Origin of the sequence: Streptomyces sp. LX-29, from assembly GCF_029541745.1 — a bacterium.
In the GTDB taxonomy this organism is placed as follows: domain Bacteria; phylum Actinomycetota; class Actinomycetes; order Streptomycetales; family Streptomycetaceae; genus Streptomyces.
On the sequence record NZ_CP089746.1, the window covers coordinates 3,309,012 to 3,329,370 of the forward strand.

Genomic DNA, 20,359 nt, shown 5'->3' on the forward strand with positions numbered 1-20,359 from the left:
ACGGCGCCACGGCCGCGCGGCGTGCCGGGCCGCGGCCCCCGTAGCCTTCCGCCCATGCTCATCGCCCGTTCCATCGCCCTGTTCGCCCTCGCCGCGCTGTTGGAGATCGGCGGCGCATGGCTGGTCTGGCAGGGCGCCCGCGAGCACCGCGGCTGGCTGTGGATCGGCGCCGGGGTGATCGCCCTGGGGGCCTACGGCTTCGTGGCCACCCTCCAGTCGGACGCGCACTTCGGCCGCGTCCTGGCCGCCTACGGCGGCGTGTTCGTCGCCGGCTCGATCGCCTGGGGCATGGTCGCCGACGGCTACCGGCCCGACCGCTTCGACGTGATCGGGGCGCTCGTGTGCCTCGCCGGCATGGCCGTGATCATGTACGCGCCCCGGGGCTAGCCCGCGCGGCTCCTCGTGGGCGCGCGGACCCGCTGGTCGGCCCGCCACGGCGCCGCCTCGGCCCCCGGGCCCCGGTGCCGGCCGGGAGGTGGAGGAGCGGCTCGCCCCGGCCGCACCGGCATATGCTGCGCAGTGGATCACGCGCGAGCCCGCGGCGCCATGTCGGGGCACGCCCCGCGGCACCACCCGGCACCACCCGGCACCACCAGCCGGCGGCACGCTCCGCGGCACCGCCCGTCGAAACAGCAGGAGGGTCCATGACCACCCGTACCGCAGTCGTCACCGGCGCGAGCAGCGGCATCGGCGCAGCCACCGCGCGCCGGCTCGCCGCGGCCGGGTTCCGCGTCGTCCTCACCGCCCGCCGCAAGGACCGGGTCGAGGCGCTGGCGGCGGAGCTGGACGCGGCGGGACACGAGGCCGTCGCGTACGCCCTGGACGTCACCGACCGCGCCGCCGTCGACGCCTTCGCGACCGACCTCGACCGCCACGGCCCGGTCCACGTCCTGGTCAACAACGCCGGCGGCGCCCTCGGCACCGAGACCGTCGCCACCGCCGACCCGGCCGACTGGCGCGCGATGTACGAGGTGAACGTCGTCGGCGTGCTCAACGTGACGCAGGCGCTGCTCCCCGCCCTCACCGCCTCCGGCGACGGCACCGTCCTGGTCCTCTCCTCGACCGCGGGTCTGGCCACCTACGAGGGCGGCGGCGGGTACGTCGCCGCCAAGCACGGCGCCCACGTCATCGCCGAGACCCTGCGCCTGGAGCTGTGCGGCACCCCCGTCCGCGTCATCGAGGTCGCCCCCGGCATGGTCAGGACCGAGGAGTTCGCCAAGGTCCGCTTCCGCGGTGACGAGTCCAGGGCCGCCGCCGTCTACCAGGGCGTGGCCGAACCCCTGGTCGCCGAGGACATCGCCGACGCCGTCACCTGGGCCGTCACCCGCCCGTCGCACGTCAACGTCGACCTCATGGTCATCCGTCCCCGCGCCCAGGCCTCCAACTACAAGGTGCACCGCGAGGGCTGAACCGCGAACGGGGCGCCGGCACCGGCACGGCGCGGAAAGGGGCGGCCCCCAGGGGCCGCCCCTTGTCCGTCAGCCGTCTCGTCAGCCGTCCCGTCAGCCCTTCACGCAGACGATCTGCTTGAGCTTGGCGACGATCTCGACGAGGTCCCGCTGCTGCTCCATGACCTTCTCGATCGGCTTGTACGCGCCCGGGATCTCATCGACCACGCCCGCGTCCTTGCGGCACTCCACGCCGCGCGTCTGCTCCTCCAGGTCCCGCACGGAGAACCGCTTCTTGGCCTGGTTGCGGCTCATCTTCCGGCCGGCGCCGTGCGAGGCGGAGTTGAAGGACGCCTCGTTGCCCATGCCGCGCACGATGTACGAGCCGGTGCCCATGGAGCCCGGGATGATGCCGTACTCGCCGCCGCCCGCGCGGATCGCGCCCTTGCGGGTCACGAGCAGGTCGAGGCCCTCGTAGCGCTCTTCCGCGACGTAGTTGTGGTGGCAGGAGATGACCTCGTCGAAGGTCACGTTGGCCTTCCTGAACTCCCGGCGGATCACATCCTGGGAGAGCGCCATCATGATGGCGCGGTTCCGCTTGGCGTACTCCTGCGCCCAGAACAGATCCCGGCGGTACGCCGCCATCTGCGGGGTGTCGGCAAGGAAGACGGCGAGGTCGCGGTCGACCAGGTTCTGGTTGTGCGTCAGCTTCTGGGCCTGACCGATGTGGTACTCCGCCAGCTCCTTGCCGATGTTGCGAGAGCCGGAGTGGAGCATGATCCACACCGCATCGGACTCGTCCAGGCAGAACTCCCAGAAGTGGTTGCCCCCGCCCAGCGTTCCCATCTGCTTCGTGGCCCGCTCATGACGGAAGTGCACGGCCTGGGCCAGCCGGTCGAAGCCCGCCCAGAACCCGTCCCAACCGGCCGTCGGCAGCCCGTGCACGCGCGCCGGATCCACCGGCTCGTCGTGCATCCCCCGCCCCACCGGGATCGCCTGCTCGATCTTGGAGCGCAGCCGGGAGAGGTCGGCGGGGAGGTCGTTCGCGGTGAGGGAGGTCCGCACCGCGGACATCCCGCAGCCGATGTCGACGCCGACCGCGGCCGGGCAGACCGCGCCGTGCATGGCGATCACCGAGCCGACCGTCGCGCCCTTGCCGAAATGGACGTCCGGCATGACGGCCAGACCCTTGATCCATGGGAGGGTGGCCACATTGCGCAACTGCTGCATCGCGACACCCTCGACCGTGGCCGGGTCGGCCCACATGCGGATCGGAACCCGCGCACCGGGAACCTCGGTGTACGACATAACTAACCCATACCCCCGTAATGAATAAATAGCAAAAACCGGGCTTCGCGCATCAAGGGCGACAGCAGACCGGCAGACGCGGCAGTGCGTGCGATAGACATTGTCTCCACCCCCCGCCGCGCGGCGGCAAGCAGTTTTCGCTCGAAGGTCGACCCGAAGGGAGCCGCGGACCGTGCACCCATGGCAGCGAAAGGCGAGGGCGTGTGGGAAGCGGGCGCCGGGGGGCGCGCCGGCCGTCGCCGTGCTGGCCGCGCTCGCCACCGGGCTGACCGGGATCACCGGCTGCACCAGCGACTCCCCCACGCCCCACGGCTCGGAGAACGGCAAGACCGACGGCGCCGCGCACAGCGTCACCGCCGAGCCGGGGAGGTACCGCACCCTCCCGGAGGCGTGCGGCACGGTCAGCCTGAAGACCCTCCGCATCCTGCTCCCCCTCGCCGAGGGCACCGAGGCGGAGGACGCCGACGGCGACGAGGTCGAGGACGTCTACGCGGGCCAGGCCGCCGTCACCTATGACACCGACCGCAGCGTCGGCTGCAGTTGGAAGGTGGAGACCCCCGAGGGCAGCCGCCATCTGACCCTGGACCTGGAGCGGGTGGTCTCCTACGACTCCGCGGTCAGCGACGAGGAGCGGGCGCGGCTGACGTACGCCAAGAAGGCGGCGGCCGCACAGGTTCCGGACGTCGCCGTGCCGACGAGCCCCACGGCCCCGACGACCGCCCCGGCCGGCCCGAAGCCCTCCCGGCCCTCCTCGGCCACACCCCCCACCAGCCCGACGGCCTCCCCCGCCTCGCCGGGCTCCCCGTCCGCCGCGGGCCAGGGCTCCCCCTCCGCCGCGGACCAGGGCGGCGCCACCCCGTCGGCCGACGGGGACGACACGCCGGAGACCGAGGCGCCGCGCCGGTTGGACGACCTGGCCGACGAGGGGTTCCTGGACGACCGGCTCAGCACCACCGGCTCCGCGATCCACCGTGACATCACCGTCGTCTTCCGCTCCTCCAATGTGATCGTCACCATCACCTACGACCAGTGGTCGAGTGACAAGGCGCACATTCCCCGCAGCGAAGAGCTCCAGCGGAACGCCGAAGATCTGGCACGTGAGCTGACCGGACGCATCGACGAGTGACCGCCCGGGCAGCGCGCGGATCCGCCGGGATCCGGACAGGTGAACGCGGCGGCCGCGTACCGTGCTCTGTAGCCACGCGGGCGGGCCAGCCGCCCATTGACCGAAAATGAGTTAAGGATCATGCACCGAACAGCCCCGCGACTCGCCCGTGTCCTCGCCTGCGCCGCCGTACCGGTGCTGCTCGTAGCCGGCTGCTCCTCCGACTCGGACTCCGACCCGAAGTCCTCGGCCAAGTCCTCCGCCACCGCCTCGGCCAAGCCGACCGCCAAGCCGACGCCGACGGTCGCGCCGGTGAAGTTCAAGAAGCTTCCCAAGGCGTGCGACGCCCTGGTCGGCAGGACGGTCGAGAAGCTGGTGCCCAAGGCGGAGAGCAAGAAGGGCAAGCACCTGGCCTCCGCGGACAGCAGCGAGTCGGACAGCTGCCTGTGGAGCGGCCTCGACGACTACCAGTACCGCTCCCTCACCCTCTCCTTCCGCCGCTTCGACTCCGGTCTGACCTCCGGCTCCGGCGACCAGCGCGCCGCGGAGTACGCCACCGCCCAGGCCGACCAGGCCGGCAAGGTCAAGGACGCCAAGAACGTCAAGACCGGCACCGCGGCCATCGGCGACAAGACGGTCACCGTGAAGTCCGAGACCAAGCAGGAGAAGGAGGACTTCCGAAACCAGACCGTGGTCGCCAGAACCGGGAACGTCGTCGTGATCGTCGAATACGACGGTGCCGGCTTCGAGGACGGGGAGACCCCGAACGCGGACAAGCTCCTCAAGGACGCCCAGGACGCGGCCAAGGAGGCCGTGGAGTCGGTCGCCACGGCCAACAAGTAGGGCGCCGACAGGCGAGCGGAAGCCGAGGCGATACCGGCCCGGCGGGGCCGACGGCCCCGCCGGGCCGTCGGAGAGCGGCCGCGGCGGTGGGTCACACCACCGCACGCGGCCGCTTGACGTGTATGCGACGCTGAGGCGCGCATCCAGAGGAACGGGGAGGGATCGCGGGTGGCCGCGATGCAGCTGACACGTACGCACCGAATACTCATCGGCGTGGTCGTCGCCGGCGCCCTGGTGATCGCCGGGATCGGCTTCGCCGGCTCCTACGCGGCCGTCCGCGACCTCGCCCAGAAGAAGGGCTTCGGCGACTTCGCCAACGTCTTCCCGATCGGCATCGACGCGGGCATCTGTGTGTTGCTGGCTCTGGACCTGCTGCTCACCTGGATGCGCATCCCCTTCCCGCTGCTGCGCCAGACCGCCTGGCTGCTCACCGCGGCCACCATCGCCTTCAACGGCGCCGCCGCCTGGCCGGATCCGCTCGGCGTCGGTATGCACGCCGTCATCCCCGTGCTGTTCGTGGTCTCCGTCGAGGCCGCGCGGCACGCCGTCGGCCGGATCGCCGACATCACCGCCGACCGACACATGGAGTCGGTGCGCGTCGCCCGCTGGCTGCTCGCCCCGGTGCCCACCTTCCGGCTGTGGCGCCGGATGAAGCTGTGGGAGCTGCGCAGCTACGACGAGGTCATCAAGTTCGAGCAGGACCGGCTGGTCTACCGGGCCCGGCTGCGCGCCCGCTACGGGCGCGCCTGGCGCCGCAAGGCGCCGGTGGAGTCGGTGATGCCACTGCGGCTGGCGCGGTACGGGGTGCCGCTTGCCGACACCGCCGAGGCGGGCCTCGCGGCGGCGGGCATCGAGCCGGCGGTGATCCGGCCGGCGCTCACGGCCGGCGCCGGGACGACGGCCGGTGCCGGAGCCGGTGGTGCGCGGCCCGGCGGGTCCGATGCCGGTGGCGCGGCCGCCGCGGGGGCGACCACCCTGGGGCAGGGCGTGGCGGGTGCGTACGCCACCGTGCCGGACAGCGCGGTCCTCCACGCCGCAGCGCCGGCGACCGCCGGCCAGGTGGCTCCCGGCGGCTTCCCGGGCGTCGCGGGACAGGTGTCGGCGCCGGGTGGTTTCCCCGGCGTCGCCGGCCGGTCCGCCGGCCCCTCCGCCGGGCCGAACGGTTTCCCGGCCGGTGCCGAGCAGACCCCGGTGAACGGTTTCCCGACCGTCGTCGGGCAGGTCGGCGGCGCGGCTCCCACGCCGGCGCCGGTGCCGGCACCCGCGCCGAAGTCCCTTCCGGTCTCCGTGCCGCTGCCGGTGTACCAGCAGGCCGGCCCGGACGAGGCGTACGCCGTCGCGCAGCCGCACCCGGAGCCGCGCGCCGAGTTCGCGCAGGGCGACGCCGTGCGGCCGCACGCCCCGCAGGCGGGTGTCGAGCGGGCCGCCGACCTCCCGCGGGTCGAGGAGGCACAGAGCGAGGCGCCGGAGTTCGAGCCGGAGGCCGAGGGCATCGCCGAGGCCGGCGCGCCCCGCGCCGCCGCCCGGGGCCGGCTACCGGAGGACATGCCGCGCGACGAGGCGCTGTACGGCGCCTTCCGTCAGTACTGCCGGCAGAACGGCAAGTTCCCCTCGGCCTTCCAGTTCGGCCAGTTGCTGCGGGACGGCTACGGGCTGACCGGCCTGGACAACGAGGAGTTGAAGGCGCACGTGGAGGAGTTCAAGGGCCGCTACCGCATCGAGCAGGAGCCCGAGACCATCCCGTAGGGCCCGCTCGGGTTCAGGCCCTCCGGGCCCGGCGTGTCCCCTCGCCCCACACCGCGAGCACCAGCCCCGCCAGCGCGATGCCGGCGTACGCCCCCGCGGGCAGGTCGAACCAGTTGTGCAGGACACCCCACGCCTCGTCGTCGAAGGTGAGGCCGCAGAAGCCGAGCATGCCCTGGACGGCGACGACGATGCCGACGATTCCCATGAGTTCGCGCATAGGGCCAGCTTGACGCGAACGGCCCCGGGAAGCCTCGTTCCCGGGGCCGATTCGCGCGTCAGCCGAAGGGTGTGGTCACCCGGACTCGCCCCTCGCGGCGTGGGCGCGGGGTGCCTCGGGCACCGGATCCGCGCACCGCGTCCGCGCGCGGGTCACGCGCCGAGCAGCCGCCGCACCCGGTCCGCGCCCACCGCCAGCAGCAGGGTGGGCAGCCGCGGGCCGGTGTCGCGACCGACCAGCAGCTTGTAGAGCAGGGCGAAGAAGGCGCGCTGGGCGACCTTGAGCTCCGGGGTCGGCTTGGCCTCGGGGTCCAGGCCGGCCATCACCTTGGGCACGCCGTAGACGAGCGTGGTCAGCCCGTCCAGCGACCAGTGCGTGTCCAGCCCCTCCAGCAGCAGCCGCAGCGACTCGCGGCCCTGCTCGTCCAGCGACTCCAGCAGCTCGGTGTCCGGCTCCTCGCGGACCCGGGTGCGCTGGTCCGCCGGGACCTGGGTGCTGATCCAGCGCTCGGCCCTGTCCAGCCGGGGCCGGGCGTCGTCCAGGGACTTCACCGGGTTGGCCGGGTCCAGCTCGCTGAGGATGCGCAGCGTCTGCTCGTCGTGGCCGGTGGTGATGTCCACGACCGAGGCGAGGGTGCGGTACGGCAGCGGGTGCGCGGTGCGCGGCAGCTCGCCGGCCGCGGTGCGGGTGGCGCGGCTGTACGCGGCGGCGTCCGCCGGCTGGGCGGTGCCCTCGGCGACCTTGCGCTCCAGGGCGTCCCACTCGTCGTAGAGCCGCTGGATCTCCTGGTCGAAGGCGATCTTGAAGGACTGGTTGGGCTTGCGGCGGGCGTAGAGCCAGCGCAGCAGCGGGGCCTCCATGATCTCCAGCGCGTCGGCCGGAGTCGGCACCCCGCCCTTGGAGCTGGACATCTTGGCCATGCCGCTGATGCCGACGAAGGCGTACATCGGGCCGATCGGCTGCTCACCGCCGAAGACCTCGCGGACGATCTGCCCGCCGACGACGAAGGAGGAGCCGGGCGAGGAGTGGTCCACGCCGGAGGGCTCGAAGACGACGCCCTCGTACGCCCAGCGCATCGGCCAGTCGACCTTCCAGACCAGCTTGCCGCGGTTGAACTCGCTGAGCGCCACGGTCTCCTGGTGCCCGCAGACGCAGGTGTAGGAGAGCTCGGTGGTCTCGTCGTCGTAGGCGGTGACCGTGGTCAGGTCGCGCTCGCAGACGGTGCAGTACGGCTTGTACGGGTAGTAGCCGGCGCCGCCCGCGCTGCCGTCGTCCTCGGTGGCCGCGCCGGAGCCCTCGGCCGCGGCCTCGGCGGCCGCCGCGTCGGCCTCGTCCAGCTTGCCCTTGGCCTGCTGCTTGGGCGCGGACTTGGGCTTGTCCTTGGTGCGGTAGCGGTCGAGGACGGCGTCGATCTCGCCGCGGTGCCGCATGGCGTGCAGGATCTGCTCGCGGTAGGCACCGGAGGTGTACTGCTCGGTCTGGCTGATGCCGTGGAACTCGATGCCCAACTCGCGCAGCGCCTCGATCATCGGCGCCTTGAAGTGCTCGGCCCAGCTCGGGTGCGGGCTGCCGGGCGGGGCCGGGACCGAGGTCAGCGGCTTGCCGATGTGCTCGGACCAGGAGGGGTCGACGCCGGCCGGGACCTTGCGGTACCGGTCGTAGTCGTCCCAGGACAACACGTGTACGCACTCGTACCCGCGGCGCCGGATCTCGTCGGCGACCAGGTGCGGGGTCATGACCTCGCGGAGGTTGCCGAGGTGGATCGGGCCGGACGGGCTGAGGCCCGAGGCGCAGACGATCGGTTTGCCCGGCGCGCGACGCTCCGCCTCGGCAATGACCTCGTCCGCGAAACGGGAGACCCAGTCGGTCTCGGTGCTCTGAGCCACGTTCGGCACTTCCTTCCTTGTGGTCATGGCATCGACCATTCTCCCAGACGAAGCGGGCGCCCTCGGGGTTGCCAGGGTCCCGACGCGTCACCCGGTCGGGGATGCCTTTTTATCCGGGAGAGGGCGGTGTTCGCCGTGGGATACTTGACCGACCTTTCGCACCCCTAGAGGAACGGCACCCATCCCATGGCCTCGGTCCCTTCCCTTGCCGCTTCGGTCCACCAGCGCGTCGCGGACGCCCTCTCGGCTGCCCTGCCGGAGGCCGGTTCCGCAGACCCGCTGCTGCGACGAAGCGACCGGGCGGACTTCCAGGCCAACGGGGTGCTGGGGCTCGCCAAGAAGCTGAAGGGGAACCCGCGCGAGCTGGCCACGAAGGTCGTCGAGGCGCTTCCCGCCGACGACCTGGTCTCCTCGATCGAGGTCTCCGGCCCCGGCTTCCTGAACATCACGATCACCGACGAGGCGATCGTGCGGACGCTCGCCGCGCGGGCCGAGGACGACCGGCTGGGCGTTCCGCACGCCGCGAACCCCGGCACCACCGTCATCGACTACGCGCAGCCGAACGTGGCCAAGGAGATGCACGTCGGCCATCTGCGGTCCGCCGTGATCGGCGACTCGGTGGTCCGGATCCTGGAGTTCGCGGGCGAGAAGGTGGTCCGCCGCCACCACATCGGCGACTGGGGCACCCAGTTCGGCATGCTCATCCAGTACCTGATCGAGCACCCGCACGAGCTGGACCACAAGGACGAGTCCTCCGGTGAGGAGGCCATGTCCAACCTCAACCGGCTCTACAAGGCGGCGCGGGCGCTCTTCGACGCCGACGCGGAGTTCAAGGACCGGGCCCGCCGCCGGGTGGTGGACCTCCAGGCCGGCGACGAGCAGACCCTGGCCCTGTGGCAGAGGTTCGTCGACGAGTCGAAGATCTACTTCTACTCGGTCTTCGACAAGCTCGACATGGAGATCCGCGACCCCGACGTGGTCGGCGAGTCGGGCTACAACGACATGCTGGTCGAGACCTGCCGGCTGCTGGAGGAGTCGGGCGTCGCGGTCCGCTCCGAGGGCGCGCTGTGTGTGTTCTTCGACGACGTCAAGGGCCCGGACGGCAAGCCGGTGCCGCTGATCGTGCAGAAGTCCGACGGCGGCTTCGGCTACGCGGCCACCGACCTGTCGGCCATCCGCGACCGGGTGCGGAACCTGGGCGCCGACACCCTGCTGTACGTGGTGGACGCCCGCCAGTCGCTGCACTTCAAGATGGTCTTCGAGACGGCCCGCCGGATCGGCTGGCTGAACGAGGAGACGCACGCCGTCCAGCTCGCCTTCGGGACCGTCCTCGGCAAGGACGGCAAGCCGTTCAAGACCCGTGAGGGCGAGACGGTGCGGCTGGTGGACCTGCTGGACGAGGCGATCGAGCGTGCCTCCGCGGTGGTGCGGGAGAAGGCCCAGGACCTGACCGACGAGGAGATCGCGGAGCGCGGCGCCCAGGTCGGCATCGGCGCGGTGAAGTACGCGGACCTGTCCACCTCCGCCTCCCGGGACTACAAGTTCGACCTGGACCAGATGGTCTCGCTCAACGGCGACACCTCCGTCTACCTCCAGTACGCGTACGCCCGGATCCAGTCCATCCTGCGCAAGGCCGGCGAGGTCCGCCCCGCCGCCCACCCGAAGCTTCCGCTGACCCCGGCCGAGCGGGCACTGGGTCTGCACCTGGACCAGTTCGGCGAGACCCTGACCGAGGTCGCCGCCGCCTACGAGCCGCACAAGCTGGCCGCCTACCTGTACCAGCTGGCCTCGCACTACACGACCTTCTACGACCAGTGCCCGGTGCTGAAGGCCGAGACCCCGGAGCAGGTCGAGAACCGCCTGTTCCTGTGCGACCTGACCGCCCGCACCCTCCACCAGGGCATGGCGCTCCTGGGCATCCGCACCCCCGAGCGGCTCTGATCGCACGACGGTACGGCCGCGGGGACGGGAGCGACTCCCGTCCCCGCGGCCGTTCGTGTTTCCGCGGCCCCGGGCTTTCCGCGGGCCTCGGGCGCGCCGCGGGCCTCGGGCGCGCCGCGGGCCTCGGGCGCGCCGCTGCCGTTCCGCGCCGCGCGTCCGGGCCGGGCCGTCAGCAGAAGGTGTCGTGGGCCGGTCGCTCGCCGTTGACCAGGTAGTCGGTGACCATGCGGTCCCCGCAGGCGTTCCCGGTGTTCACGTAGGAGCCGTGGCCGACGGCGTCCACCGTCACCAGGCGCGCCCGGTCGCCGAAGGCTCGCCGCATCCTGAGCCCGCCGGCGTGGGGCGTGGAGGGGTCGCGGAGGTTCTGGATCATGAGCACGTTGGACGGCCCCTCGTCGGTGACGCGCACCGGCCGCTGCCGGGGCGCGTCCCAGAAGGCGCACGTCATGACGTTGACCGGCATGCCCGCGGTGAGCGGGTACCGCTCGCGGTCGGCGGCGACGTCCCGCTGGTAGCGGGAGAGCGAGCGGGGCCAGGCCACGTCGTTGCAGAGGGTCGCGGCGGAGACGGCGGTGGTGCTCTGCAGGGCGTCCACGGGCAGCGGCGCGGCCGCGGGCAGCTCGGCCTCGCCCTGCGCCGCCAGCATCAGCTGGGCTATTCGCGGGAAGCGGTCCTTGGCGTAGAGGCCGTCGAGCAGCGTGGTGCGCAGCACGTCGCCGTTGAGCTCGGCGGGGGTGGCGTTCTTCCAGGGGATCGGCTCGCGGTCCAGCTGGGCGGCGAGCTTCAGGAACAGCGGCCGGACCTCTTCGGGGGTCTCGGCGAGGCGGAACTCGCCGGGCTGCGCCGCCCAGTGGGCGAAGTCGGGGAAGGCGTCCTCCACGCCGCGCGAGTAGTTGGCCAGCCAGCCGCGTCCCACCCGCTCGGGGTCCGGGTCGCCGCTGCTGTCGAGGACCCAGCGGTCGGTGCGGTACGGGAAGAGCTGGGCGTAGACCGCGCCCGCGTACGTCCCGTACGAGACGCCCCACGCGGACAGCTTGCGCTCGCCCAGCGCCTTCCGGATGCGGTCGATGTCGCGGGCCTCGGTACGGGTGCTGATGCTGCGCAGCACCGTGTCGCCGTTGCGCGCGCAGCTGTCGGCCAGGCTCCGGCCGAAGGCCACGTTCCGCTCGATGGAGCCGTCGGCGGCGGGCCAGGGGCGCAGGGCGACCGGGGTGAGGGACGCCGTGGGCAGCTCGCAGCTGACCGGCGTGGAGTGGGTGAGGCCGCGCGGGGCGAAGCCGACGACGTCATAGGCGTCCCGCACCGACTGCGGCAGCTTGGCGCCCCGCTTCACCGGCCCGTCGAGGCTGGATCCACCCGGCCCGCCCGGGATCATCAGCAGCACCCCGCGCCGCGCCTCCGGCCGCTCGCTGCGCAGGCGGGAGATGGTCAGCGTGATCTGCTCGCCGCGTGGCCGGTCGTAGTCGAGCGGCACGGCGACCTCGGCGCACCGCAGTCGCGGGTCCTTGGTGACGTCCGGGGCGCACGCCGTCCAGTCGAGGGACGAGGCGGGGGCGGGTGCGGCGGTTCCCGCACCGGGCGCCGCGGCTCCCGCACCCGGCCCGGCGGCTCCCGCGCCCGGGGCCGCGACGAGGGTGGAGGCAAGCGCGGCGGCGGCGACCAGGGGGGCGGCCAGGAGCGTGGATCTTCTGCGGTTGATCGGCATGGATCCAGCCTCGCCCGGCGGCGCCGCCGTTCCCATGGGGGCAGCCCCCGTCTTCATGGGGGCTAACCCCCCTGGGTACCCGTGGAGTTGACGCCACCCCAGGGGTCGGGCGGGCCGGCAGGGGCTCCCTGTACCCTCGTCCCAGGCGTTCCGATACGCCCCGCCCACCACCCGTTCGTCCGAAGTGAGCAGCCGTGACCCACCCTCTTCTCGATCTGCCGCCGCTGACCGCCGAGCGTTTCGCCGCCATCGAGCGGCGGGTGGCGCGGGTGATGGGCACCGCCGCCGATGTGATCGTGACGCAGGGCGAGGCGCTGCTACCGCTGGAGGGGTGCATACGGAGCGCGGCCCGGCCCGGGGCGACCGCGCTGAACGTGGTCACGGGGCCGTACGGGCAGACCTTCGGCGGCTGGCTGCGGGACTGCGGCACCACGGTGGTGGACATCGAGGTCCCGTATGACACCGCCGCCTCGGCCGAGTTGGTCGCGGCGGCGCTGGCGGAGCACTCGGGGGTGGAGCTGGTCTCGCTGGTGCACGCGGAGGCGGCGACCGGCAACACCAACCCGGTGGCGGAGATCGCCGCGGTGGTCCGGGAACACGGGGCGCTGCTGATGCTGGACGCGGTGGCCTCGGTGGCGGCCGAGCCGCTGCTGACCGACGCGTGGGGCGTGGACCTGTGCGTGATCGGCGCGCAGAAGGCGATGGGCGGGCCCGCCGGGGTGTCGGCGGTGTCGGTCAGCGCCCGCGCCTGGGAGCGCATCCTGGACAACCCGTTCGCGCCGCGCCGCTCGTATCTGTCGCTGCTGGACTGGAAGGAGCGCTGGATCGACACCGGCCGCGCCGTCCTTCCGCACGCCCCGGCGCAGTTGGAGATGCTCGCCCTGGAGGCGTGCGTCGACCGCATCGAGGAGACCGGCGGTCTGGACGCGGCCATCGCGCGGCACCGCGCGGCGGCGGCCGCCACGCGCGCCGGCGCGCTCGTGCTGTCCGGCCCGGAGGCGCCCGCGGACCGCCGGCTGCGCCCGTACGTCACCGCGGCCCGCGACGCGGCCCCGGTGGCCACCACCCTGCGCGCCCCGGCGGCGCTGGACGCCCGCGAGCTGGTGGCTGCCGCCGCGGACGGTTCGCTGCCGCTGGTGGCGGGCGGTGGAGCACTCGCCAAGGAGATGGTCCGGGTCAACCACTACGGCCCGGACGCCACGCTCGACACGGTGCTGCGCTGCCTGGACGCCCTGGCCGGGGCGCTGCGCGGCGCCGGGCTGCCGGCCGACGGGAACGCCGCGCGGGAGGCCGCCGAGTCGGCCTGGGCGACCGCCGTCGGCGCGACCGAAAACGCCAACTAAACTGTATACATGGGAACTTGGTGGCTGCCGTCCGATCGCTCCCGTCAACTGCGGTGCTTTCACGACAACTTGATCATTCGAGTGACCGAAAGTCGCACCGGGGCAACCCCTGAGCCCTACGGGCCGTCACACACTACGACCCGTACTCGATCTTTGGGGGTAGAAACATGCGACGGTGGGGGACCGCAGTGACGGCGCTCGCACTGGCGGGCGCAGGGCTCGCGGCGACGGCGGGGACGGCCGACGCCGCGCCGACGAAGATTGTGATCAAGACCGCCAAGGCGTCCAAGGCGGCGAACTGCGCCGTCACCTGGGGCAGCGGCGACAAGTCCGGCAAGACCTCGGCCTACAAGCCGCTGACCGGCACCACCGCCAGCAAGCACGCGTGCTACGACCGCCTGGTCTTCAACGTCCCGGGCAGCTCGACCGGCAAGCCGGTCGGCTTCCACGTCGGCTACGTCGACAAGTTCTACCAGGACGGCTCCGGCGACGAGATTCAGGTCAACGGCGGCGCCATCCTTCAGGTCTACGTCTCCGCCCCGAGCTACAACCCGGAGACCGGCAAGCCCACCTACCCGGGCAAGGCCGGCAAGACGCTGCCCGGCGTGAACATCGCCGGCTTCAAGACCTTCAAGGACACCCGCTTCGGCGCCAGCTTCGAGGGCCAGACCCAGGTCGCCATCGGCACTCGCGCCAAGCTGCCGTTCCGGGTGCAGCAGTCCGGTGACAAGGTCATCGTCGACGTCGCCCACTCCTGGACCGCCGCCCGCTGATCCGGCGGCCTTCGTCGTGCGCGGGGGCTACTCGCCGCGCCGCAGCCGCTGCGCGACCTCCGTCGCCCAGTAGGTGAGGATCATCCCGGCGCCGGCCCGGCGGATCGAGGTGAGCGTCTCCATGATCGCCCGGTCCCGGTCGATCCAGCCGTTCGCCGCGGCCGCCTCGACCATCGCGTACTCGCCGGAGATCTGGTACGCGGCCACCGGCACGTCCACCGCGTCGGCGATCCGGCTCAGGATGTCCAGGTACGGCAGCGCGGGCTTCACCATGACCATGTCGGCGCCCTCGGCCAGGTCCAGTGCCAGCTCGCGCAGCGACTCGCGGGCGTTGGCCGGGTCCTGCTGGTACGTCTTGCGGTCGCCCTGGAGCGAGGAGCCGACCGCCTCGCGGAACGGGCCGTAGAAGGCGGAGGCGTACTTCGCGGTGTAGGCGAGGATGGAGACGTCCTGGTGGCCGGCGCCGTCCAGGGCCTCGCGGACCACCCGCACCTGGCCGTCCATCATCCCGCTGGGGCCCACCGCGTGGACGCCCGCGTCGGCCTGCATCCGGGCCATCTCCGCGTACCGCTCCAGCGTCGCGTCGTTGTCCACCCGGCCGGCGGAGTCCAGCACCCCGCAGTGGCCGTGGTCGGTGTGCTCGTCCAGACACAGGTCGGACATGATGACCAGATCGTCGCCGACCTCGGCCTTCACATCCCGGATGGCGACCTGGAGGATGCCGTCCGGATCGGTGCCGGGGGTGCCGACCGCGTCCTTCTTGCTCTCCTCCGGCACCCCGAACAGCATGATCCCGCCGACGCCCGCGGCGACCGCCTCGGCGGCAGCCTTCCGCAGCGTGTCACGGGTGTGCTGGACGACTCCCGGCATCGAGGCCAGCGGCGCCGGCTCGGCGATGCCCTCCCGTACGAACGCCGGCAGGATCAGCTCCGCCGGGTGCAGCCGGGTCTCGGCGACCATCCGACGCATGGCCGCGGTGGTCCGCAGCCGGCGCGGACGGGCGCCGGGGAAGCCGCCGTAGCGGGAGTCGTGCGTGGTCATGAACGTGCCCTCCTACGCGATCCGGGCCGCCGCTCGCTCGGGCGGGTGACCGGATCCCCGGCCTCGATCGCGGCCTGGCGCCGCGCCGCGCCGAACTCGGCGAGCGCCTCGGCCAGCTTGTGCACCGAGGGCTCGGGCGACAGCACATCCACCCGCAGGCCGTGCTCCTCCGCGGTCTTCGCGGTGGCCGGGCCGATACAGGCGATGACGGTGACATTGTGTGGCTTGCCCGCGATGCCGACCAGGTTCCGCACGGTCGACGACGAGGTGAACAGCACCGCGTCGAAGCCGCCGCCCTTGATGGCCTCGCGGGTCTCGGCCGGGGGCGGCGAGGCGCGCACGGTGCGGTACGCCGTGACGTCGTCGACCTCCCAGCCCAGCTCGATGAGCCCGGCCACCAGCGTCTCGGTGGCGATATCGGCCCGCGGCAGGAAGACGCGGTCGATCGGGTCGAAGACCGGGTCGTACGGGGGCCAGTCCTCCAGCAGACCGGCGGCCGACTGCTCCCCGCTGGGCACCAGGTCCGGCTTCACGCCGAACTCCACCAGCGCCTTGGCGGTCTGCTCGCCCACCGCGGCGACCTTGATGCCGGCGAACGCGCGGGCGTCCAGGCCGTACTCCTCGAACTTCTCCCGGACCGCCTTGACGGCGTTGACCGAGGTGAAGGCGATCCACTCGTAGCGGCCCGTGACCAGGCCCTTGACCGCCCGCTCCATCTGCTGCGGGGTGCGCGGCGGCTCGACCGCGATGGTCGGCACCTCCTTGGGCACCGCGCCGTAGGAGCGCAACTGGTCGGAGAGCGAGGCGGCCTGCTCCTTGGTGCGCGGCACCAGGACGTTCCAGCCGAACAGCGGCTTGGACTCGAACCAGGACAGCTGGTCCCGCTGCTCCGCCGCGCTGCGCTCGCCGACCACGGCTATGACCGGCTGGGCGCCCTGCGGCGAGGGCAGCACCTTCGCGGCCTTGAGCACCTGGGCGACGCTGCCCAGCGTCGCGGTCCAGGTGCGCTGGCGGGTGGTGGTGCCGGCGATGGTCACGGTCAGCGGCGTGTCGGGCTTGCGCCCCGCCGCCACCAGCTCGCCCGCCGCGGCCGCGATCGTCTCCAGGGTGGCGGAGACGACGGTGGTCGCGTCCGAGCCGCCGGCCTCGCTCCAGCAGCGCTCGTCGGCGGCACGGGCGTCCACGAAACGGACCCCGGCGCCACTGCTGTCCCGCAGCGGCACGCCGGCGTAGGCGGGCACGCCGACCGCGGCCGCCACGCCCGGCACCACTTCGAAGGCGATGCCCTCGGTGGCGCAGGCGAGCATCTCCTCGGCGGCGTCGCCGTCCAGGCCGGGGTCGCCCGCGACCGCACGGACGACCCGCTTGCCGGCGCGCGCGGCCGCCATGACAAGATTGGCGACGTCCTCTAGCACGGGGGCAGCGGCGGCGCTTGACGTCTCGTCAGCGTCCGCCTGCCGCGGCGCGCCCTGAGCATCCGCGGCGACGGCCGGCCGCACATGAGTGCGTACCACGTCGAGCACGTGCGGATCCGCGATCAACACGTCCGCGGCGGCGAGTGCCTCCACCGCGCGCAGTGTCAGCAGTCCGGGGTCTCCGGGGCCGGCACCCAGGAAGGTGACGTGCCCGCAGCCGGGGTGGTTCGGGGCGGTGGGGTTCAATGTGCTCGCTCCCCCATCAGACCGGCCGCACCCTTCGCGAGCATCTCGGCCGCGAGTTCGCGACCGAGAGCCGTGGCGTCGGCGGGCGACGCGGGTACGGGACCGGTGGTGGACAGCTGCACCAGCGTGGAGCCGTCGGTCGAGCCGACGACGCCCCGCAGGCGCATTTCGGTGACAACCTGACCGTCGGCCAGCAGGTCGGCCAGCGCCCCCACGGGTGCGCTGCAGCCGGCCTCCAGGGCGGCGAGCAGGGAACGCTCGGCGGTCACGGCGACCCGAGTGTACGGGTCGTCGAGCTCGGCGAGTCGGGCGGCGAGGTCCGCGCTGCGCACATCGTGCGGAGCGCGACACTCGACTGCCAGGGCCCCCTGGCCGGGGGCGGGCAGAACATGGGCCGGGTCCAGGACCTCGGTGGCCTCGGCGATCCGGCCGATGCGGGTGAGCCCGGCGGCGGCCAGGACCACCGCGTCGAGCTCGCCGGAGCGCACATAGCCGAGCCGGGTGTCGATGTTGCCGCGGATCGGCACGGTCTCGATCTCCCGGCCCACCGCGCGGGCCCAGGCGTTGAGCTGCGCCATGCGGCGCGGCGACCCGGTGCCGACGCGCGCTCCGTCGGGCAGCTGCTCGAAACGGAGCCCGTCGCGGGCGACCAGCACATCGCGCGGGTCCTCGCGGCGCGGGATGGCGGCCAGCGTGAGCCCCTCGGGCTCGGCGGTCGGCAGGTCCTTCAGCGAGTGCACGGCGAAGTCGATCTCGCCGGCGAGCAGCGCGTCGCGCAGCGCCGAGACGAACACGCCGGTGCCGCCGATCTGCGCCAGGTGCTCACGCGAGGTGTCGCCGTATGTGGTGATCTCGACCAGCTCGACGGGTCGGCCGGTCAGCGCACGCACGGCCTCGGCGATCTGCCCGGACTGGGCCATCGCGAGCGTGCTGCGGCGGGTACCCAGGCGCAGTGTGGCGCCGGGGCTGGGGGCTGCGGTGTTCATGCCCGCCCTCGATTCGCATTGTTCGGGTCGGCCATATCGGCCCGGCTCATGGCGGCGACCGCCTGCGGGTCGAGGTCGAAGAGTTCCCGCAGCGCGTCCGCGTACCCGGCACCGCCGGGGGTGGACGCGAGCTGCTTGACCCGCACGGTGGGCGCGTGCAGGAGCTTGTCGACGACCCGGCGCACCGTCTGGGTGATTTCGGCGCGCTGCTTGTCGTCCAGATCGGGGAGCCGCCCGTCCAGTCGGGCGATCTCGCTGGCCACGACGTCGGCGGCCATGGTGCGCAGGGCGACCACGGTCGGGGTGATGTGCGCCGCCCGCTGGGCGGCGCCGAACGCCGCGACCTCGGCGGAGACGATGGAGCGCACCTGGTCGACGTCGGCGGCCATCGGGGCGTCCGCGGACGCCTCCGCGAGGGTCTCGATGTCGACGAGGCGCACCCCGTCGAGCTCGTGCGCGGCGGCGTCGATGTCGCGGGGCATCGCCAGGTCCAGCAGCGCCACCGCCGGCCCGCCGGCGCGCCGCGAGAGCGCGTCGGTCAGCGCCTCGGCGGTCAGCACCAGACCGGCCGCGCCGGTGCAGGAGACGACCACGTCCGCGTGCGGAAGCTCGTCGGCGACCGCGGCCATGGGGACCGCGCGGGCGGTGAGCGCGTCCGCGCGGGACGCCGCCGGCGCGCCGGGCAGGAGGTGGACGGCCGCCGCGGGGACGCCCTCGGACGGGATGTCCGCGGCGTCCGCGGCAGCCGGCGCGCCCGTGGCGCCGACCGGGCACGGATCCGCGGTGCAGGAGGTCGCGCCGGCGGCGGCCGCGGCGAGGTCGCCGCGCGTAGCGTCCGCGCCACCCTCGGTCAGACTCGTCGCCAGCCGCTGGGCCCGCTCCAACGTCCTGTTGGCGATCACCAGTTCTGCCACACCGGCGCGCGCCAGGGTGGTCGCGGCCAGGGAGGACATGGAACCGGCGCCGATGACCAGGGCGCGCTTGCCGGCGGCCCACCGGGGCACCGGGGTGGCGCCGGCGAGCTGCTCCAGGCCGAAGGTGACCAGGGACTGGCCGGCCTTGTCGATGCCGGTCTCGCTGTGGGCGCGCTTGCCGACCCGCAGGGCCTGCTGGAACAGGTCGTTCAGCAGCCGGCCGGCGGTGTGCAGCTCCTGGGCCAGGGCGAGGCCGTCCTTGATCTGGCCGAGGATCTGGCCCTCGCCGACGACCATGGAGTCCAGCCCGCAGGCCACCGAGAAGAGGTGGTGGACGGCCCGGTCCTCGTAGTGCACATAGAGATAAGGGGTGAGCTCGTCCAGGCCGACGCCGGTGTGCTGGGCGAGCAGCGTGGACAGCTCGGCGACACCGGCGTGGAACTTGTCCACGTCGGCGTAGAGCTCGATGCGGTTGCAGGTGGCCAGCACCGCACCCTCGGTCGCGGGCTCCGCGGCCAGGGTGTCGTGGAGCAGCTTGGCCTGCTGCTCGGCGGTGAGGGAGGCGCGCTCCAGCACGCTCACGGGGGCGGAGCGGTGGCTCAGGCCGACGACGAGGAGACTCATGCCGGCATCACGGCGGGCACGTCCCCGTCAGGCCCCTGCTGTCGGCCGCCCTCGGCGGAGCCCCCGCCGCCCGCACGGGTCACCGGAGCGGCGGCGGTGGCGGTGGCGGTGGCCGGGACGGCCGGAGCGGTCGCGGCGGCGGCCTCCTCGGCCGACTCCGCCTCGTGTCCCGGCTCCTCGCCCGCCTTGCGCTGCTCGTGGAAGGCGAGGATCTGCAGCTCTATGGAGAGGTCGACCTTGCGCACGTCCACGCCGTCCGGAACGGTCAGCACGGTCGGCGCGAAGTTCAGGATCGAGGTCACCCCGGCGGCCACCAGTCGGTCGCAGACCTGCTGGGCCGCGCCGGCCGGGGTGGCGATGACGCCGATGGAGACCCCGTTGTCGGTGATGATCTTTTCGAGCTCGTCGGTGTGCTGCACGGGGATGCCCGCGACCGGCTTGCCCGCCATGGCCGGGTCGGCGTCGATCAGCGCGGCGACGCGGAAGCCGCGGGAGGCGAAGCCGCCGTAGTTGGCGAGGGCCGCGCCGAGGTTACCGATGCCGACGATCACGACCGGCCAGTCCTGGGTGAGGCCGAGCTCACGCGAGATCTGGTAGACGAGGTACTCGACGTCGTAGCCGACGCCCCGGGTGCCGTACGAACCGAGGTACGAGAAGTCCTTACGCAGCTTCGCGGAGTTGACTCCGGCGGCGGCCGCGAGTTCCTCGGAGGAGACCGTGGGGACCGAACGCTCGGAGAGCGCGGTCAGCGCACGCAGATACAGCGGTAGCCGGGCGACCGTGGCCTCGGGAATCCCTCGGCTTCGGGTCGCCGGTCGGTGAGTTCGGCCAGTTGCCACGGTGCTCCTGCGGGTAGAGCGGGGCTGTGGGCGGCTGGA

17 protein-coding genes are annotated in these 20,359 nt (G+C 73.0%); 8 read left to right on the plus strand and 9 right to left on the minus strand.

Annotation, left to right across the window (positions count from 1 at the left end; translation table 11 throughout):
• Positions 1-54 precede the first annotated feature (54 nt).
• Positions 55-387, plus strand: a complete 333-nt coding sequence (locus LRS74_RS14165; RefSeq protein WP_277741330.1) for a YnfA family protein — start codon at positions 55-57, stop codon at positions 385-387.
• A gap of 257 nt (positions 388-644) precedes the next feature.
• Positions 645-1,409, plus strand: coding sequence for an SDR family oxidoreductase (locus LRS74_RS14170; RefSeq protein WP_277741331.1), 765 nt, complete (start codon positions 645-647; stop codon positions 1,407-1,409).
• A gap of 93 nt (positions 1,410-1,502) precedes the next feature.
• Here the strand turns inward: LRS74_RS14170 and LRS74_RS14175 are convergent, their stop codons facing one another.
• Positions 1,503-2,696, minus strand: a complete 1,194-nt coding sequence (locus LRS74_RS14175; RefSeq protein ID WP_277741332.1) for an RtcB family protein — start codon at positions 2,694-2,696, stop codon at positions 1,503-1,505.
• Between the two features lie 172 nt (positions 2,697-2,868).
• On the opposite strand from LRS74_RS14175, the gene LRS74_RS14180 reads away from it, so the two are divergent.
• From LRS74_RS14180 to LRS74_RS14190, 3 genes are all read left to right on the plus strand, one after another.
• The gene (locus LRS74_RS14180; protein ID WP_277741333.1) at positions 2,869-3,822 is read left to right on the plus strand and encodes a DUF3558 domain-containing protein; all 954 of its coding nucleotides are present in this window, start codon (positions 2,869-2,871) and stop codon (positions 3,820-3,822) included.
• 120 nt (positions 3,823-3,942) lie between these two features.
• A complete protein-coding gene (locus LRS74_RS14185; RefSeq protein ID WP_277741334.1) occupies positions 3,943-4,644 on the plus strand; it encodes a hypothetical protein in 702 nt (233 codons plus the stop codon).
• Between the two features lie 177 nt (positions 4,645-4,821).
• Positions 4,822-6,390: a DUF2637 domain-containing protein gene (locus LRS74_RS14190; RefSeq protein ID WP_277741335.1), complete on the plus strand. Its 1,569-nt coding sequence runs from the start codon at positions 4,822-4,824 to the stop codon at positions 6,388-6,390.
• A gap of 13 nt (positions 6,391-6,403) precedes the next feature.
• On the opposite strand, the gene LRS74_RS14195 is transcribed toward LRS74_RS14190, so the two are convergent.
• Together LRS74_RS14195 and lysS are read right to left on the minus strand one after the other, a co-directional pair.
• Positions 6,404-6,607, minus strand: coding sequence for a hypothetical protein (locus tag LRS74_RS14195; protein ID WP_277741336.1), 204 nt, complete (start codon positions 6,605-6,607; stop codon positions 6,404-6,406).
• Between the two features lie 152 nt (positions 6,608-6,759).
• Positions 6,760-8,520 carry a lysine--tRNA ligase gene (gene lysS / locus LRS74_RS14200; protein ID WP_277741337.1) on the minus strand — a complete coding sequence of 587 codons (1,761 nt, stop codon included), beginning with the start codon at positions 8,518-8,520 and terminating at the stop codon, positions 6,760-6,762.
• A 159-nt stretch (positions 8,521-8,679) separates the two neighbouring features.
• Between lysS and argS the strand changes: the two genes are divergently transcribed.
• Positions 8,680-10,434, plus strand: coding sequence for an arginine--tRNA ligase (gene argS, locus LRS74_RS14205; protein WP_277741338.1), 1,755 nt, complete (start codon positions 8,680-8,682; stop codon positions 10,432-10,434).
• Positions 10,435-10,603: 169 nt separating this feature from the next.
• Here the strand turns inward: argS and LRS74_RS14210 are convergent, their stop codons facing one another.
• The gene (locus tag LRS74_RS14210; RefSeq protein WP_277741339.1) at positions 10,604-12,139 is read right to left on the minus strand and encodes an alpha/beta hydrolase; all 1,536 of its coding nucleotides are present in this window, start codon (positions 12,137-12,139) and stop codon (positions 10,604-10,606) included.
• A 194-nt stretch (positions 12,140-12,333) separates the two neighbouring features.
• Here LRS74_RS14210 and LRS74_RS14215 point away from each other — a divergent pair, with 194 nt between their 5' ends.
• Positions 12,334-13,482, plus strand: a complete 1,149-nt coding sequence (locus tag LRS74_RS14215; protein ID WP_277741340.1) for an aminotransferase class V-fold PLP-dependent enzyme — start codon at positions 12,334-12,336, stop codon at positions 13,480-13,482.
• Between the two features lie 188 nt (positions 13,483-13,670).
• Positions 13,671-14,255, plus strand: coding sequence for a hypothetical protein (locus tag LRS74_RS14220; protein ID WP_347178135.1), 585 nt, complete (start codon positions 13,671-13,673; stop codon positions 14,253-14,255).
• 27 nt (positions 14,256-14,282) lie between these two features.
• Here LRS74_RS14220 and hemB read toward each other — a convergent pair whose 3' ends face one another.
• Genes hemB through LRS74_RS14245 form a run of 5 tightly spaced genes read right to left on the minus strand, consistent with a single transcriptional unit; the run spans position 14,283 to position 20,320 of the window.
• A complete protein-coding gene (hemB, locus tag LRS74_RS14225) occupies positions 14,283-15,296 on the minus strand; it encodes a porphobilinogen synthase (RefSeq protein WP_277741342.1) in 1,014 nt (337 codons plus the stop codon).
• Entirely contained in the window at positions 15,293-16,957 is a 1,665-nt protein-coding gene (locus LRS74_RS14230; RefSeq protein ID WP_277741343.1) for a bifunctional uroporphyrinogen-III C-methyltransferase/uroporphyrinogen-III synthase, read from the minus strand. Before LRS74_RS14230 ends, hemB begins: the two co-directional genes overlap by 4 nt.
• The gene (gene hemC / locus LRS74_RS14235; RefSeq protein ID WP_277741344.1) at positions 16,954-17,943 is read right to left on the minus strand and encodes a hydroxymethylbilane synthase; all 990 of its coding nucleotides are present in this window, start codon (positions 17,941-17,943) and stop codon (positions 16,954-16,956) included. Before hemC ends, LRS74_RS14230 begins: the two co-directional genes overlap by 4 nt.
• On the minus strand, positions 17,940-19,481 hold the full coding sequence (gene hemA / locus LRS74_RS14240; protein WP_277741345.1) for a glutamyl-tRNA reductase: 1,542 nt from the start codon (positions 19,479-19,481) through the stop codon (positions 17,940-17,942). Before hemA ends, hemC begins: the two co-directional genes overlap by 4 nt.
• Complete coding sequence (locus LRS74_RS14245) at positions 19,478-20,320, minus strand: redox-sensing transcriptional repressor Rex (protein ID WP_277741346.1); 843 nt, start codon at positions 20,318-20,320, stop codon at positions 19,478-19,480. The genes hemA and LRS74_RS14245 overlap by 4 nt, the downstream gene beginning before the upstream one ends.
• Between the last annotated feature and the right edge of the window lie 39 nt (positions 20,321-20,359).

Bases quoted from the DNA above. Each gene is read 5' to 3' on its own strand.
- argS (WP_277741338.1), top strand. From the start codon at position 8,680: ATGGCCTCGGTCCCTTCCCTTGCCGCTTCGGTCCACCAGCGCGTCGCG.
- LRS74_RS14170 (WP_277741331.1), top strand. From the start codon at position 645: ATGACCACCCGTACCGCAGTCGTCACCGGCGCGAGCAGCGGCATCGGC.
- LRS74_RS14175 (WP_277741332.1), bottom strand. From the start codon at position 2,696: ATGTCGTACACCGAGGTTCCCGGTGCGCGGGTTCCGATCCGCATGTGG.
- LRS74_RS14190 (WP_277741335.1), top strand. From the start codon at position 4,822: ATGCAGCTGACACGTACGCACCGAATACTCATCGGCGTGGTCGTCGCC.
- LRS74_RS14195 (WP_277741336.1), bottom strand. From the start codon at position 6,607: ATGCGCGAACTCATGGGAATCGTCGGCATCGTCGTCGCCGTCCAGGGC.
- lysS (WP_277741337.1), bottom strand. From the start codon at position 8,520: ATGACCACAAGGAAGGAAGTGCCGAACGTGGCTCAGAGCACCGAGACC.
- hemA (WP_277741345.1), bottom strand. From the start codon at position 19,481: ATGAGTCTCCTCGTCGTCGGCCTGAGCCACCGCTCCGCCCCCGTGAGC.
- LRS74_RS14210 (WP_277741339.1), bottom strand. From the start codon at position 12,139: ATGCCGATCAACCGCAGAAGATCCACGCTCCTGGCCGCCCCCCTGGTC.
- hemC (WP_277741344.1), bottom strand. From the start codon at position 17,943: ATGAACACCGCAGCCCCCAGCCCCGGCGCCACACTGCGCCTGGGTACC.
- LRS74_RS14185 (WP_277741334.1), top strand. From the start codon at position 3,943: ATGCACCGAACAGCCCCGCGACTCGCCCGTGTCCTCGCCTGCGCCGCC.
- LRS74_RS14165 (WP_277741330.1), top strand. From the start codon at position 55: ATGCTCATCGCCCGTTCCATCGCCCTGTTCGCCCTCGCCGCGCTGTTG.
- hemB (WP_277741342.1), bottom strand. From the start codon at position 15,296: ATGACCACGCACGACTCCCGCTACGGCGGCTTCCCCGGCGCCCGTCCG.